Here is a 15,627-nt window from a genome sequence, read left to right on the forward strand (position 1 = left end):
CTTGATTGCTCCGCGAAAATCGGTGCCGTTACGGGGTGCAGGCGATGATCGTCTGGGACGGCGATTCGTTGAAGTGCTTGCGATAGCCCTTCGCCAGCGTCGAGCGGCTCTTCAGCCCCCATCGGTTGGCCGTATCGTGGATCGAGGAGGCAGGTCCGTTCTCGTCGAGCAAATCGCGGCGAATGCCCTCCAGCCGCAACGCCCGGATCAAGCCGCACGGGGTAACGCCCAGCGCGCGTTTGAAAACGAGTTGAATCGTGCGCATCGTCACGTTCATTTCGGCCGCGACCTCGCGCGTCGTCAGATCTTCGCGGTCGATGTTGTCGATGATGTAGCGGTAGGCGCGCCGATACTTCGCCGGAAGACGTGCCGACACGTCGTCGTTCACGGGCGCCACGGCATGAGTGCGCGCCGCGCCTGCCGGGCGTATCGGCGCCGCGTCGCTGCGCAGACAACGCAGCGCTTCAGCCGTGTATTGACAATAAAATTTCAGCGCCTGCACGTGCTCGCCGCGGCGGGTCGCCACTTTCGCCATGCTGTAAAAGTAGTCGACGTTGCGATGCGCTTGCCCGTCGAGCGCCGCCAAAGCGCCCATGATTTCCACGCCGAGATCGGCCCCACCGCCGGCGAACGCGGCCAACGCCATTTCCAACAGTGCATGGAATTCGAAGTCGGGATTCGGTGCCACGCGTGAAATCCGCGTCGCAATCACCGAGGCCGGCGTACCGCACTCGCCGCTCGCCAGACGCTCCATGCCGTGCAGCCATTCCTGATGCAACGACAGCAAGGCCGGGCGCACGGCCACCGCGGACGCCGGTTCGATCGGCACGCGGCCGCCCGCGGCGAGCGACACCGAAGCCAAGGACGATTGCCAAAATGCGTGGTCGTCGAGCGCGCGCGATGCACGCACCTGCAACCGTATGTCGAACTCTTGCGCGAGCAAATCGACGACGAGCCGAAAGCGAGGTTCCTCGTGCTCGTCGGCCAATTTCGCGGCTCGCAGCAATGCATCGTCCGCCGCTTGCTGCTGAGCCAATTGATGATGCGCGAGCGCCATGCCGATATAGGCTTCGATCCGTTGCTCGACGTGCGCCTCGCTCTCCGCGCAGACACGGGCGAAGCCGCGTTGCGCGACGGCTGGGCGCGCGCGGAACAGGCTGATCCAGGCTGTGTTGCGACACGACTGCACGCGCAATTGGTCATCGTCCTTCCAGGTCAGCTTTTGCGCGCGGCGGTAGTGATTCTCCGCTGCCTCGAAATCGCCAACGACGACCGACACGTCGGCCAACGCCGTCAGTTCGTGGTTCGATTGCCCGCGCGCTTGCAACTGCACGCGTTCGCTCTGATCGGCGACATCGTCGACGACACAGTAGGCCCGTGCGAAATCGCCCTCGAGCATCGAAGCGCAATAACGCGGTAGGGTGTCACGTGATTTCAGGGCTGACAGCAGCGCAAGATAGACCGTCGGATACATAGCTCGACACTCTTCGAATACGCCCCGTCACTTGTCGGCCGACCGGGCTAAGCCGTGCATCGGATCGAACCGCGAGTCGCTCGCGCATCACCGTGCTTGAATGGATATTAGTCGGCTGCCGTTCGCATAATTTCAACAATCTCACGAGCATTCACAACAATTCTGACTACGGTGTTCGACCCAAAGATATCGCCTGCGCCAAAGCACAAAAATTCTCACTACGCGTCGCGCAACGTTCGTGAACAAGGGGATATCGAGGGGGGCGAACGGGCGACATGCCCGTTGCGCCATTAGGCGGGAAAACGCTTCGACAAGGAGGTCAGTTCGGCGTACGGATGGCGCTCGGCGATGCGAGTGCAGCCGCTTGCCGCACGAAACCGTCAAGACGCAGCGAACCGATCACCTGTTGAGAAAGCACGCCCACGAGGAGGATCAGCATCAAAAGGCCAATCGCGCCGCGCAGCGGCTGACTGAGCGATGACGGCTCGAGCTTTTCCGCGGCGCGCGCCAACATGCCGATCGACAGATCGACGAAGACCAACGCAAGCATGACCGGCGTGCCGAACTTCACGGTAGCCGTCATGATCGAATCCGTCTGCGAAATGATGAAGCTTTCCGCCACGCTTGCCATCGACGGCGTCAGCGACGCAAGCGGCCACCATTTGAACGATTCGAATACGGCGCCCATCAAGAACGTCATGCCGCCTCCGACATAGAACAACGCCGTGGCCAATTGCATCAGCGTGTTCGACGTGGGCGTACTTTGATCGCCCCGCAGCGGGTTGTTCATCTGCACGCTGTTGTAGCCGGCGAGATCGTCGATCAGCGTGCCGACGCATTGCGCGATCCAAAACACCGACGATGCGGCGAAGCCCAGCAAGGCGCCGAGAAACATTTCCTTCAGCGAGATCATCAAGAGCTGCGCCGAGCCGAGCCCATCGAAGTGGTGGGCGGGCTGGGCGGCGGCGACGAACACCGCAAGCACATAGATGATGCCGTTGCGCGCCGTCCCCGGCAGCATATCGCCGCTCGTAGGAGGAAAGATCGAGAAAGCCACGGCGATGCGCGCCGCGCTCAGCGCCAGCGTAAAGAAGAAACCCTGATACTCGTTGAACAGCTCCGCAAGCACGCGTGCCGTCGCCAATCCCTCGCCCATCGTTACCCCCTCGCGCGAACGAGACGCGCGGCGGCGGTTTCTCCCGCCTCGTCGTCCGCCCGCTCCTCAATGCGACGCCGCGCCGCCGCAACCGCTTTACGCAATTGCTCGCGCGCGGCTTCCAGCGATGCATCGGCGCGACGTACGTCTATCCCAAGTTGTTCGATCACCCCCTGCTGCGCCTCGACGGCATCGGCCGCGCGACGCACCGCGGCGCGTTCCTGTTCGACGGCCTCCATCAATGGCGTCCGGTAACGATCGAGGTCGAGATACGTGGTGGGCGACAGTCCGCTCGGATCGCTCAGCAGTTCCGCAATGCGCGTTTCATGTGCAAGGCGACGATCCTGCGCCGCTTGGAGCGCGTGCTCCGCTTCTTGCGCCGCATCCATCAGTCGCTGCAGTTCGTGCCGGGCATCGGCGAGCGCGCGCTCGAGCCGCTCTTTGGCGCGCGCTTTGGACGCGACGACGATCTTCCAAACTTGCTCGATCGCGCAGCTCATGGCTCGCCGAAGCTGCACAGCACATCGCGCGTCTCGGCTAGATCGGCCAAATCGTCGGTACGCTGACGCACGAATCCCTCGATCTCTTCATGCATCGCGATGGCTTCGTCGGCGAGCGCATCGGAACCGCTCTTGTATTCGCCGATTTGCAATAGCATTTCCACCTCGTCGTATTTCGCCATCAAGCGGCGGATACGCCCGGCTCCGGCGCAGTGCGCCGGCGACGCGATTTGCGGCATCACGCGGCTCAAGCTGCCGAGTACGTCGATCGCCGGATACCGGTTTCGTGCTGCGATCTTGCGCGAAAGAATCAAGTGCCCATCGAGAATGCCGCGCACTTCTTCGCTGACCGGATCGCCGCCTTCCTCGTCGTCGGCCAGCACCGTATACAGCGCCGTGATCGAGCCGTCCCGTCCCATGCCGGCGCGCTCGAGCAGACGCGGCAGCTCCGCGAACACCGATGGCGGAAAACCGCGGCGCGTCGGCGGCTCGCCGGCCGACAGCCCAATCTCGCGCTGTGCCCGCGCAAAACGCGTGAGCGAATCCATCATCAGCAGCACGCGCTGGCCCCGGTCTCGGAAGTACTCGGCGATTGCCGTGCCCACGTGGGCCGCCTTCGCCCGCTCGATCGAAGAACGATCCGAGGTGGCGCAGACGACGACGCTGCGCGCCATACCGTGTTCGCCGAGAATGAGTTCGATGAATTCGCGCACTTCGCGTCCGCGCTCGCCGATCAGGACGATGACGTTGACGTCGCACTCGGTGCCGCGAGCGAGCATGCCGAGCAACGTACTCTTACCGACGCCCGCCGGGGCGAAGATACCCATGCGCTGACCCTCGCCCAGCGCCATCAAACCGTCGATCACCCGCACGCCGGTGCCGAGCTGCGTCTCGATCATCCGACGCTCGAGCGGATCCGGTGCATTCGCGAATACGGGCACGCGCTGCAGCGCTTCGATCGGTCCCAGACCGTCGCTCGGCTCGCCGAGCCCATCGAGCACTCGCCCGAGCAGCCCGGGGCCGACGGGGACCGAAAGCGGCGCGCCGCTGCCCGTGACGCGCGTGCTGCGCGAAATGCCGGTCATGTTGCCGAACGGCGCCAACAACACGTGCTGCCGCGCGATGCCGACGACTTCCGCACGTTGCATCAGCGATCCGTCGGGGCCCCACAACTCGCATAGCTCGCCCAGCTGCGCATCCAATCCCCCCACCTTGATCAACGTACCGACCGCCTCCAGCACTTTCCCATAGCTTTCAAGCGAGGCGCTTTGGCCGAGCGCGGCCTCGAACCGGTCCGCAACGCGGGCGATCGCGCTCATTTCAAGCTTCCTCGCCGTCGAACGCGTGCTCGTCCCACTCGCCCTGCTGCAGGCGTTCCGCGGTCGGCGCCCCGGCGGCGGACATGACGGCGCCTTTCAAGGCGCGTTCGAGCCCCGCCAATTGCGCGCGAAGGTTGCCTTCGATCACGCCGTAATCCCACTCGCAGACGCAGCAGCCTTCGTCGATCGCGTCGTCGACCACCACCTCGAGGTTCAGCGGCGGGTTTGCTTCGCGTGCGAGCACGCCGAACGCACGCCTCGCGCTTTCGGCGTCTGCGTGAGAAACGATCACGCTCAGGTGGGATGCATCGTCGATCGCGCGCGACACGGCGGCCGCGACGCGGCGCATCAGGGCGTCGCGATCGCTCTCCGCAATCACTTGCTCGACAGCGCTCATCACGAGCCTTGCGAGTCGCGCCGATTGATCATGGAGCTCCTCGCGCGCGTCGCGCGCACGCGCGAGCAAGTCCGCATGCGCTTCGGCCAGGGCACGCCGTTGTCCTGCCGCATACCCGAGCCGGGCGCTCTTCTCGAAGTTGCGGCGTGCGGCGGCGGCAAACACCTCCGTCTCGCGCCGCGCGGTTTCGATCAGATGCGCCGCGCGCTGCTGCGCGTCGTACATCGTCGCGCGCACCATCTCGTCGAGCGCTTGCATCGCATCGTTCAACTCCATCGTCCGTGCGAACTCCCCCGCGCGGACGACATCGGTGTCGATCGCGATGACCTTGGGCTGCTGCTTCAACCAAATAGCCATTGGAACTCCGGAAACAAATTGCCTGCGATGGAAAGGAACTCGTCCGTCGCGCTCATGCCGGGCTTCACCTCATCGGCGGCAAAATCACCCGCGAGCAGCGAGGTATGGCGCTCGGCCGCCAACACGTTCTGCCAGATGTCGCCCCCCGCTGACACCGCCAGGCCCAATTCGACGGTCCGGCGCAGCGTCGGATCGGCACACGCGCCATCCGCCAGGATTAAGGCCCAGCCGCGGTGCGCCAGGGCATCGGCGGTCAGATCGTCGGGCAATGGCTGCCCCGAGGTGGATGTCAGCGCATGCGCTTGCAGCGCCGCGAAGGCCGTCGTCCCCATGCTGAGCGACAGCGCACGCTTGGTCTCGCGATCGACGCAGCGGCGAATCGCATCGCGGCAGTCGTACAACGCGCGTGCGGACAGAATCGGCTTCAACGCGTGCGCCGCGACCGTCGCCAAGCGATTACCGGCGCTTAGAAATGCTTCCGCCGGCACCGGCGCGAGGAACCACAAACGCCGCGCCGACGCCAATCGCAGCGCGCACGAGCGCCGCTCGGAGTCCGCACCCGGCATGGCGAACGGCGCCCTGCGCGCCGCCTCGTTGGCCAGTGCCGAGGTCAATTCCCGCACCCGCGCATCGAACTCGCTCAGCACGCGAATCAGCGATTGGTTCGAACTCATGGCGCGACGGCGGGTGCACCGCTCTCCTTTTTCACGCGCTTGAACCAATGCTTCGGCCCAGCATCGCGCCAGGCGCGCGGCGCAAATGCCAGCCACAGGGCGGCCGCGGCGGCGATGACGCCCAAGACGGCCGCCCCCGCGATCCACAGCGTCGATCCGCCGACGCGTTCCTGCTCCGCGACCATCCCCTCTGGGATCGGCTGGCTCGCCTGCACGAGCGTCACGCTGACGTTGTCGTAGGTCAAGCCTTCCACGCTATGCACGACCAGGTTCTTGATGCTCGGCACCAGCGCTTGAATGTCGGTGCCCGCTCGATATTTGATAAAGACGGCCGCGGACGACGGCTTGATGACGTTCGACAGCGGATCATTGTTCGGCAGAACGATCTGCACCTCGGCCACCGCTACGCCGTCGATCTTCGACAACGTGTCGGAAAGCTGCTGCGACACGCCGTAGATGAAGCGCACTCGTTCCTCCGTCGGCGTGGAGATCAGCCCATCCTTCTTGAACATGTCGCCGAGCGAGGTGTATTTCGGATGCGGCAATCCGTGCGCGCGGAGCACTTCCATCGAACGAGCGAAATCGTCGCTGCCCACTTCGACGGCCCAGCTCTTTCCGCCGTCGGGGGAAGACTTGCTGGCGTCGATGCCGGCTTCGAGCAACACCCGCATCAAGTCGTTCGCGTCCGGCTCGGTCAGCTGCGCATACAGTTGCTTGCTGCACCCGGCAAGTGCGGCCGTCATGGCCGCAAGAATCGCCAGGGTTCGAAGCAGGCTGAAAAAGCGGCGCATGGCGCCCTCCGTCATTGGTTCTTCATCAGGGTCTGCACGGTACTCTTGCCGCCTTGCGCGACCGCGGTACCCGTGTAGATCTTGACCATTTCATCGGTAACGGCGTGCTGGATCGCCATCGTCTGCGCCGCCACTTGCTGAATCGACATGTTGCCGCTCTGCGCTTCGAACGCGTTGATGCGCTCGGTCAATGCGCCGAATGCTTCGTCCTGCTGCGTGATCGCCCGAGAGATCGTCGACGGGCCCTGGATGTGCCCCGACTGCTCGGGAACCAGGCGCGCTTGTTCGAGCGCCTCGCGAAAGCGGGCGCCGAGACCCTCCGGTGCATGATTGCCGAAGGTGGCGGGCGTCGCGTCGGCGGGCCCGCCCGCGGCGGCGACGTTCGACAGCGAGACAGGGGGCGTAATAGCGGTGATAGGAACGGTCATGTCGGCACCTCACGCGCGCATGTAGCTGAACGACATCGCTTGCCGCATCAGATCGGCGTCCGCGCTCTTGCTTTCAGTCGGCGCCGGCTCCTGAGCCATCTCGTCGCGTTTGCCGGTCAACAGCTTCATCAGGCCAACGGATTCGGGGTCTTCGTCGCGCTCGAGGACTTCATTGGCGTAGATGCGCCAGGAGGGATCCTTGAGCGAGGACAGGCACAGCGCGAGCAGCGCCGTGACGTAAGGCCCAAAAGGCGGCTTGAGATCCCGGCCTTCCAGTTGGCGCAGCAACTGCGCGGCCTCGGCGGGGCGATTGCGCCGAATCTGCAGCCATGCGTCGTAGGCTTGCAGTTCGATGAAGTCGGGCCGCATGACGTGAAGCGCAGCCAGCATTCGCTCGGCTTCGTCCAAATGCCCCTTGCGAGCCGCCCAAGTCAACATCTCCACCAGCGCGGATACCAGGTCTTTGCTGCATGTCGTGAGATCCATCTTTCCCCTCGCGAAGTTCGAATCGAAAGCAGGGCTGACCGCCCGAAACGGCCGACACGAAAGGCGCGCCGCCGATGCCACGTAACGTAACGGGATTGATCCGCCTACCGCGGCGCACCCGGCGAATTTCCTCACCCGGCAACGAATCACAGGTCGCGATTTCGTTCGATGGCGCGCTGTTTCGTCGTACGCGAACGCGGGCGCGGCGGCGCCGGGCGACACTCGCCGCCAATTCGATCGATGAATTGATGGTCTACCAGCGAGCCCCCCATGTCCGACGAGAAAACCGAAGAGCCGACCGAAAAGAAGCTCAGAGACGCGCGTCAGGACGGCGAGACGATCAAGAGCCCCGATTTGTCGTTTGCGATGCTGCTGCTCGCATCGGCGCTCGGCTTATCGCTGGCGGGCCCAGCGATGGGGGAGCACCTGAGTGCGCTGCTGCGCATCGCACTCGACGTGCATTCAGCCGGCGCGACGGATGCGGATCTGCGCCGCGCCATGGCCCGCATCGGCATCGAAGCGCTGCTGCTGTCCATTCCCGTGGGCGTGGCCGTGGTGGCCGCCATCGCCTCGGTGGCCGCGCAAATCGGCTTCGTGATTTCGTTCAAACCGCTCGAGCCCAAATTCAACGCCATCAACCCCGGATCGGGACTGAAGCGGATGTTCTCGATGCGCTCGTTCGTCGATCTGATCAAGATGACGATCAAGGCCGTCATCATCGCCGCGGCGCTCTATAAGACGCTGATCTCGCTCATGCCGCTGATCGTCGGCGTGGCTTACGAGCCGGTGCCCGATCTCATCGAAATTTCCTGGTCGTCGCTGTGCCGTCTGTTCGCCGTCGGCGGCGTGCTCTATCTCGTGCTCGGTGCGGTCGATTACGGGATTCAACGCTGGCTGTTCATGCGCGATCACCGAATGAGCAAGGACGAAGTCAAGCGCGAATTCAAAAATTCGGAAGGCGATCCCCAGCTGAAGGGCAAGCGCAAGCAGATCGCGCGCGAGATCGTTCAGGAGAACCCCGACAAGGCCGTCGCCGGCGCGCGCGCCGTCATCGTGAACCCGACGCACTATGCCGTCGCCGTGCGCTACGAGCCCGACGAGTATGACCTGCCGCGCGTGGTCGCCAAGGGGGTCGACGCCGATGCGATGGAAATCCGCCGCATGGCCGAACGCCACGGCGTGCCGATCGTCGGCAATCCCCCGCTCGCGCGAACGCTCTATCTGGTGCCGCTCGAAGACGCGATTCCCGAATCGTGCTTCAAGGCCGTGGCCGCCGTTCTGGCATGGGTCGAGGATATGCAAGCGGGCGAGGGCGAGAGCAGCCGCGCCTCCCCCGCCCCCGTAATGAGCGTGCACGTACAACCCAATGAAGGACTGCCGTCATGACAAGAGCCGCATCGCTTTCACGAGTGTCGCAATACAGCGGCGAGGTCGGTATCGCCGGTGTGATCGTCGCCGTCGTCGCGTTGATGATCCTTCCGCTGCCGACGTTTCTCATCGATATGCTGCTGGGCGTGAACATCACGGCCAGCGTCGTGTTGCTGATGGTGACCATGTACATCCCGAACGCCACCTCGCTGTCGGCGTTTCCGTCGCTGCTGCTGTTCACCACGCTGTTCCGGCTCTCGCTGAACATCGCATCGACGAAGTCGATTCTGTTGAAGGCCGAAGCGGGCCACATCATTCAGAGCTTCGGCGAACTCGTCGTGGGCGGCAACCTCGTCGTCGGTCTCGTCGTCTTTTTGATCATCACCACGGTGCAGTTCATCGTCATCGCCAAGGGTTCGGAGCGCGTGGCGGAGGTGGGCGCGCGCTTCACGCTCGACGGCATGCCCGGCAAGCAAATGAGTATCGACGCCGATGTGCGGGCCGGCAACCTCACGGCCGAGCAAGCGCAAAAGCGTCGCGCCCTGCTCGCGTTGGAGAGCCAGCTGCACGGCGGGATGGACGGCGCGATGAAGTTCGTGAAAGGCGATGCGATCGCCGGGCTCGTCATCACGATGGTCAACATTCTGGCGGGGATCGTCATCGGCGTGACCTACCACGGCATGACCGCTGGCGAAGCGGCGAATCGTTTTTCCGTGCTGTCGATCGGCGATGCGATGGTGTCGCAGATTCCGTCGCTGCTGATCTCCGTCGCGGCGGGCGTGCTGATCACGCGCGTTGCCGACGACGACAGCAAGCCGCGCTCCCTCGGCACGGAAATCATCGAGCAGTTGTCGGGGAACGCACGCGCCTTATTCAGCGCCGCCGCCTTGCTATGCGGCTTCGCCCTGGTGCCCGGATTCCCATCGGTCTTGTTCGTCGTATTGGCGGGCGCGCTGGCGGCGGGCGGTTTTGCGCTCACCCGCAAGCAGCGCAAAGCGGATGCGCCCGCCGGCCCCGAGCTGCCGGCGCTCACGCGTGAAGGATCCAAGGAAAGCGCGCCAACCATCGCGAAAATGGCGCCGTCCTTCGCGGTCCCGCTCGCGATCCGCTTCTCGCCGCAGCTCGCGTCGCTGATCGACGCCGGAAAGCTCGACGACGCCTTCGAAAAGGGCCGCCGGGCACTGACCGCCGATCTCGGTTTGCCGTTTCCGCGCACAGCCTTATGGGTGTCCGAGGAACTGACGGGGCACAGTTATCAACTGATCGTGCAAGACGTGCCGTCGCTGCCCGTCGATCTTCCGCCCGGGCTTTCCGTCTTGCGTGAAGCGCCCGATACGTTAGTGCCGCAATGCGAGGAACGGCGCGATGTGGCAGGGCTCGCGCAGAGCTACTGGATCGATGCCGACAAAGTGCCGCCGGATTCCGCCAATGCGGTGGTCAGCCGCGAAGCGCTGATCGCGGGGCATGCGATCGCGCAGCTCGGCGCCGAAGCCAAACTGTTCGTCGGCTTGCAAGAAACGCAATGGCTGCTCGAGCGCGCAGGCATCGAGTACCCCGGGCTCGTCGCCGAAGTGCAGAAAGCACTGCCGGCACAGCGCATCGCGGAGGTGCTGCGCCGGATGCTCGAAGAGCGCGTGCCGATTCGGAACATGCGCGCGATTCTCGAAAGCCTGATCATCTGGGGGCCGAAGGAAAAGGATCTGCTGATGGTGACCGAGTATGTCCGAGGCGATATCGGCCGCTTCATCGCGCACCGCGCGACGGGCGGCACGGGCGAGCTTCCCGCCATCGTGCTGGATCCGAACGTCGAGCAAACGATTCGGCAATCGATCAAGCCGACACCGGCCGGCAACTTCCTCGCGCTCGAACCCAGCACGATCGATGTGCTGCTCGGCCATCTCGAAGGGATCTGCGGCCCCGCGCCGGCCGAGCATCTGGCGATCGTCACCGCCATGGACATTCGCCGCTATGTGAGGCGAATGATCGAGCATCGCTTCCCGGCCCTGCCCGTCTACTCCTTCCAAGAACTCGGCTCCGACGCGCATCTCACGCCGGTCGGTCGCCTCAGCCTCTGATCATCGGGGACATCGCCATGTCGAATCGCACGCACAACGCGCGGGACGTTCGCATCTTGCCCGCCGCGCTCCCCAACGCCCCAGCCGGTTCTTCCCCGAGCCGCGTATCGGCTGGAGCGGCTGCTCAATTCGCCCGCTTGCTGGCGGCGCAGTCGGGAAGCGGCGCCGCCCCCCTGTTCGACTCCTCCGACGGCGGCGGCGCTTCCGATCACGACGCGCAAGACGAGCCGGAGCAAGGTTCGGCCGATAGCGCGATCGGCGACGCGATTGGCGACGCAATTTGCGGCGAATCCATAGGTCCGCAGGCGCGCGGCGAGGCCGCATCGCCGGCACGCGCCGGCGACCCTGCCCCGCAAGCCGCGTCTACCAGCGCGCCGCGCACGCTCCGGCTTCAACGCACGCAAGGCAAGCAAGCCGTGGGTGTGCCGCGGCCGGAACAAGACACGGTCCTCGGCCGACACATCGTACACGCCTGCGCGGTAGCCGCGCATGGCGATCTACTCACACGCGAACTCGCCGATCGCATCGCGCGATTTTGTTCGATGTCGGGCGGCGGCGGCGATTCGTCGTGGGCCGTCACGCTGCCGATGAATCCAGCCGTGTTGCCCGATACGCTCTTGCATCTGCAACTTTCGCCGTCGTCCATTGCAATTCGCTTTGAAACGCCGAACGCGCGAGCGCTGCAATTAATCTCCGATAACGCCGACGCGCTGCGTGTGCGGCTGGCCGATGCGCTAGGCCGACACATCGACGTCGACGTCGCCGCATCAAGCGTTTGACAAGGAGATCACCGGATCATGTTCGAAGCCCGCCCGACCTCGCTCAACGGCAAGCTGCAGCGCTATCCGAGCGAACTCGCGCAACTCGCGCGGGCACTCGGCGTGCGCGGCTCCGTTCATCCGGGCGCGCGGCACGACCTGCGACTGCACGGGATGGGCGAATTGCGCGATGGGCAATGCGCAACGCTGATCGTCGATACCGTGCACGGTCCCGTCACGCTCGTCGTCGATGTCGCCGATCACACCGCGCTGCAAACGATCGCGCACGATGGCGACTCGGTACGATCGGCCGCGCTCGCCAATCTGTGGCTGGCGGATCTCCTTGCAACTTTCGATGCCGGCAACGCGGCGGCGCCCATCGTTCGGTCCTTCACGGCAACTCGGCGTGGGGAAACGCGGCGCGGGTTGCTGTTTTCGTTCATTGCCGCGGACATCGAATGCCGCTGCGCGGTGCTCGAGCTACCGGCCGCGCTGGCCGCCGAATTCGAACGCCGTTGGACGCCGCCCCGCGCGAACGCGAACCTCGACACGCTCGATGGCCTCACGCTGGCCTGCGCCATCCGAATGCGCAGCCGCCGCTGTTCGCCGCAGGTGCTGGCCTCCCTGCATCGCAACGACATCCTGCTCGGATGGCAGCCGACTTTCCCCTATGTGCCGGGCAAGCCGCTGCCCGGAGCGATGCTGCGTATCGGCGCGCCGCGCGGCCGCCAGCTGCGTGCCGCGGTAAGCGTCGATACGAACACCGTCACTTTGGAGACTCCCGTGACTCTGGACACCGCACAACCCGACGACTTCGACCCACTTGAAGGCGCATCTAACCTCCCGCTGACCGAACCCCTGGTGCCGGTGGCGTCGATGGAGATGCCGGTCCACGTCGAGCTATTCAGTGTCAATCTCGGCCTCGCGCAGGTGAGCGCGCTGCAACCCGGTTACGTGCTCGACCTGCCGCTGCCGCTCGAGGACGCCGCTGTGCGGCTCGTCTCCTACGGGCAAACGCTCGCCTTCGGCAAACTGGTGGCGGTCGGCGAGAATCTTGGCGTGCAAATCGAAAGAATGGCGGCGAGCGATGAACGGCAATCTTGATGTCGCATCGCTGCTGGTCGCGCTGCTGGCGTTCGGCTTGCTGCCGTTCGCGGCGATGGTCGTCACGTCGTATACGAAGATCGTCGTCGTGCTCGGTCTGCTGCGCAATGCGCTCGGCGTGCAGCAAGTCCCGCCGAGTACCGTGCTCAACGGCATCGCCATGATCGTGACGTGTTTCGTCATGGCGCCCGTCGGCATGGAAGCGATGCATCGCGCGCAGGTGTCGAGCGAGCAAAGCGCGACGAGCCAGGTCATGCCGATCTTCGATGCGGCGCGCGAACCGTTCCGCCAGTTTCTGCTGAAACACACGGACGAACGCGAGAAGGCTTTCTTCATGCGTTCGGCCCAGCAGATTTGGCCGGCGGACAAAGTCGCGGCGCTCAAGCCCGACGACCTCATCGTACTCGCGCCCGCATTCACGCTGACGGAGCTGACCTCCGCCTTCAAGATCGGCTTCCTGCTCTATCTGGCGTTCGTGGTGATCGATCTGATCGTGGCGAATCTGTTGATGGCATTGGGCCTCTCGCAGGTGACGCCGACCAACGTGGCCATTCCTTTCAAGCTCTTGCTGTTCGTATCGATGGACGGCTGGTCCACGCTGATTCACGGGCTCGTTTCCACGTATAGGTGACGTATGGATACAGATGCGATTACCCATTTGACGACCAACGCCTTGACATTGTGTTTGCTGGTATCGCTGCCCGCGGTAGGCGTCGCGGCCGCCGCGGGCTTGCTAATCGCGTTCTTGCAAGCCGTCACGTCGCTGCAGGACGCGACGATCTCGCACGGCGTGAAGTTCCTGGTCGTGACCGTCGTCATCATCGTCGCGGCGCCGTGGGGCGCATCGGCCATCCTGCAGTTCGCGCAATCCGTCATGCACACGGTGTTCCCATGAGCCGCCTACGCGTTTCCGGCACGAGCGTCGTTCCCGTCGGCGACGCGAGCGATGCCGAAAGCCCCTCCGCCCAACAGGCGCAACAGGCGCATCATCGGCACCACCATGCGCATCACGCCCAAAAGACGAACCGCTCGCGCATGAAACGCAGGCGCGGGGCTGATTCGCAGGATGGCATCGACGAGGCCGGCGCCAGCGAAGAACTATTGATGATGCTCACCGAGCATTTGCAAAAGGACTCGCAAAGCGTCATGCGCGTGGGCGATCGCTCTCAGCAGGAACATTCGGGGTCAAGGGGCGGCGGCGACGACGGGCGCGAGCAGGACGAAGAAGACGCCACGGTCGTGCGCGGGGTAAGTGGCAAACGGTTCCTGCGCGGCGCGGGCAGCGCGGAAGAAACCGAAACGGCCAGAAAGGACGCGGAGCAGGCGCTGCTCGATGCACGCAAGGCGCAGGCCGCCGCGCTGCCGACCGCCGGTTCGACTTACGAGCCGATGAAAGTGATGCTCGACTTCTTGGCGCTTCCCGGTGGCGAGCTCGTTTCGCCGGCCCGGCTCGCGCAGGTGCGCGAGCGTCTCGTGCAGGCGGTGGAAAAACCGGCCGGCGCCGCGCCGCAGCACCAGCAGTCCGCCAACTTGCTGCTGCCGTTGTTGCTGCTCAACCTCACACGCCGGCGAACGGATGACGAACGCGCGCGAGGTACCGCCATTTTGAAGTCGCTGCTCAGCCGCCGCCGTATTGCCGCTTAATCGCCCCAAAAATAGCCGCCGCGCCACGCGCGGCATTTCATCGAAAGGAAGTCGATCATGACCAAAGAAATACGTTTGCTGACCGGTCGCCACGCCGGGGCGCGCGTGACGCTGAACGCGATGCCGACCGTGATCGGAAACGACGAGCAATCGGACATCCAGATCAGCGACTGGGACCAGCGCGCCATGCAGGTGGTCCGACGCGAGGACGGCGCCCTGATCATCGTTTCCCGCGACGATTCGGGCGAAGCCGTCGTCATGGACGATTTCAAACCGCATCGTTTCGGCAACGTGGTGCTGTGTGTGGGCGACGCCAATGCGCAATGGCCGTCGGATATCGAGTTGCTGGAGGCACTGTTGTCGCCCTCACCTGCCCCGGCGCCCGGTCCCGCATCGGCGCCGCCGGCGATCACGACCAGCCTTGAATTGACGCCGCCATCGGAACCCGCCCCCGGCGCCGCCGCACGTCGCGGGCTCCATGCGGCGGCGGTCGCCGGTATCGCACTGATGGCGATCGGATGCGCCGGCATTGCATTGCCTGCCGTCCTCCACCCGCGCGGAAGGAGCGCACTCGAAGCGCCGCTCCCGGCCCCCACAGCGGCTACGCTGCAGCGCGTACTCGATCGCCTGCATGCGGAGGACGTATCAGTCACGCAGATCGGCGCGCGCTTCGCCGTCGTCGGCATCGTGCCGGACAGCGCACACGACGCAACGTTGCGCACCGCGCTGGAAGCAGTTGCGCCGGGCAAGATCGTCTGGCGGCTGGGGTGCGCGGATCAGATCGCGCGCGACCTGGCCGAATCCCTGCACGAGCCGGCGCTGAAGGTCGGCTATCTCGGACGCCGCGAATTCGAGGTGACCGGCGTGGCCAAAAACGCGACGGCCGTCCACGAGACGCTCGATCGGATGAGTACGGACTTGGCGCCGATGGTCACGCGCATCGACCAGCGATTCGCGCTGAACGACAGCTTCGCGGCGCCGGCCAACGTCGAATCGGCGCTGGCCGTGGACACCCTGCAGTATGTGGAAGCCAGCGACGGCGCCAAGCAATTCATCGATTCGCACACCGAAACACGCCACACGAACGGAGGTTAAT

17 protein-coding genes are annotated in these 15,627 nt (G+C 64.7%); 8 read left to right on the forward strand and 9 right to left on the reverse strand.

Annotated features, from left to right (window positions below):
- Positions 1-28: 28 nt before the first annotated feature.
- From ACTHNR_RS19440 to ACTHNR_RS19480, 9 genes are all read right to left on the reverse strand, one after another.
- Positions 29-1,474, reverse strand: coding sequence for a helix-turn-helix transcriptional regulator (locus ACTHNR_RS19440; protein ID WP_440549293.1), 1,446 nt, complete (start codon positions 1,472-1,474; stop codon positions 29-31).
- A gap of 319 nt (positions 1,475-1,793) precedes the next feature.
- Positions 1,794-2,630, reverse strand: a complete 837-nt coding sequence (gene sctT / locus ACTHNR_RS19445) for a type III secretion system export apparatus subunit SctT (protein WP_440549294.1) — start codon at positions 2,628-2,630, stop codon at positions 1,794-1,796.
- A 2-nt stretch (positions 2,631-2,632) separates the two neighbouring features.
- On the reverse strand, positions 2,633-3,130 hold the full coding sequence (locus ACTHNR_RS19450) for a hypothetical protein (RefSeq protein WP_440549295.1): 498 nt from the start codon (positions 3,128-3,130) through the stop codon (positions 2,633-2,635).
- The gene (locus tag ACTHNR_RS19455; protein WP_440549296.1) at positions 3,127-4,449 is read right to left on the reverse strand and encodes a FliI/YscN family ATPase; all 1,323 of its coding nucleotides are present in this window, start codon (positions 4,447-4,449) and stop codon (positions 3,127-3,129) included. Before ACTHNR_RS19455 ends, ACTHNR_RS19450 begins: the two co-directional genes overlap by 4 nt.
- A gap of 1 nt (position 4,450) precedes the next feature.
- Positions 4,451-5,203 (reverse strand): type III secretion system stator protein SctL, encoded by a 753-nt coding sequence (gene sctL / locus ACTHNR_RS19460; protein ID WP_440549297.1) that lies wholly within the window; start codon positions 5,201-5,203, stop codon positions 4,451-4,453.
- The gene (locus ACTHNR_RS19465; RefSeq protein WP_440549298.1) at positions 5,188-5,877 is read right to left on the reverse strand and encodes a type III secretion protein HrpB4; all 690 of its coding nucleotides are present in this window, start codon (positions 5,875-5,877) and stop codon (positions 5,188-5,190) included. Before ACTHNR_RS19465 ends, sctL begins: the two co-directional genes overlap by 16 nt.
- Positions 5,874-6,668: a type III secretion system inner membrane ring lipoprotein SctJ gene (gene sctJ, locus ACTHNR_RS19470; RefSeq protein ID WP_440549299.1), complete on the reverse strand. Its 795-nt coding sequence runs from the start codon at positions 6,666-6,668 to the stop codon at positions 5,874-5,876. The genes ACTHNR_RS19465 and sctJ overlap by 4 nt, the downstream gene beginning before the upstream one ends.
- A gap of 11 nt (positions 6,669-6,679) precedes the next feature.
- Positions 6,680-7,096: a hypothetical protein gene (locus ACTHNR_RS19475; protein WP_440549300.1), complete on the reverse strand. Its 417-nt coding sequence runs from the start codon at positions 7,094-7,096 to the stop codon at positions 6,680-6,682.
- A gap of 9 nt (positions 7,097-7,105) precedes the next feature.
- Positions 7,106-7,582: an HrpB1 family type III secretion system apparatus protein gene (locus ACTHNR_RS19480; RefSeq protein ID WP_440549301.1), complete on the reverse strand. Its 477-nt coding sequence runs from the start codon at positions 7,580-7,582 to the stop codon at positions 7,106-7,108.
- A 270-nt stretch (positions 7,583-7,852) separates the two neighbouring features.
- Between ACTHNR_RS19480 and sctU the strand changes: the two genes are divergently transcribed.
- The 8 genes from sctU to hrpD5 are packed head-to-tail and all read left to right on the forward strand — an operon-like array spanning position 7,853 to position 15,626.
- Positions 7,853-8,968 (forward strand): type III secretion system export apparatus subunit SctU, encoded by a 1,116-nt coding sequence (gene sctU / locus ACTHNR_RS19485; RefSeq protein WP_440549302.1) that lies wholly within the window; start codon positions 7,853-7,855, stop codon positions 8,966-8,968.
- The gene (gene sctV / locus ACTHNR_RS19490) at positions 8,965-11,025 is read left to right on the forward strand and encodes a type III secretion system export apparatus subunit SctV (protein ID WP_440549303.1); all 2,061 of its coding nucleotides are present in this window, start codon (positions 8,965-8,967) and stop codon (positions 11,023-11,025) included. The genes sctU and sctV overlap by 4 nt, the downstream gene beginning before the upstream one ends.
- 17 nt (positions 11,026-11,042) lie before the next feature.
- A complete protein-coding gene (gene sctP, locus ACTHNR_RS19495) occupies positions 11,043-11,804 on the forward strand; it encodes a type III secretion system protein SctP (protein ID WP_440549304.1) in 762 nt (253 codons plus the stop codon).
- An 18-nt stretch (positions 11,805-11,822) separates the two neighbouring features.
- Positions 11,823-12,887: a FliM/FliN family flagellar motor switch protein gene (locus tag ACTHNR_RS19500; RefSeq protein WP_440549305.1), complete on the forward strand. Its 1,065-nt coding sequence runs from the start codon at positions 11,823-11,825 to the stop codon at positions 12,885-12,887.
- Positions 12,871-13,518, forward strand: coding sequence for a type III secretion system export apparatus subunit SctR (gene sctR, locus ACTHNR_RS19505; RefSeq protein WP_440537618.1), 648 nt, complete (start codon positions 12,871-12,873; stop codon positions 13,516-13,518). The genes ACTHNR_RS19500 and sctR overlap by 17 nt, the downstream gene beginning before the upstream one ends.
- A gap of 3 nt (positions 13,519-13,521) precedes the next feature.
- On the forward strand, positions 13,522-13,782 hold the full coding sequence (gene sctS / locus ACTHNR_RS19510; protein WP_102644455.1) for a type III secretion system export apparatus subunit SctS: 261 nt from the start codon (positions 13,522-13,524) through the stop codon (positions 13,780-13,782).
- Positions 13,779-14,531 (forward strand): hypothetical protein, encoded by a 753-nt coding sequence (locus ACTHNR_RS19515; protein WP_440549306.1) that lies wholly within the window; start codon positions 13,779-13,781, stop codon positions 14,529-14,531. Before sctS ends, ACTHNR_RS19515 begins: the two co-directional genes overlap by 4 nt.
- Before the next feature lie 57 nt (positions 14,532-14,588).
- Complete coding sequence (hrpD5, locus tag ACTHNR_RS19520; protein WP_440549307.1) at positions 14,589-15,626, forward strand: HrpD5 family protein; 1,038 nt, start codon at positions 14,589-14,591, stop codon at positions 15,624-15,626.
- Position 15,627 lies beyond the last annotated feature (1 nt).

The organism is Trinickia sp. (genome assembly GCF_051954495.1).
Lineage (GTDB): Bacteria > Pseudomonadota > Gammaproteobacteria > Burkholderiales > Burkholderiaceae > Trinickia.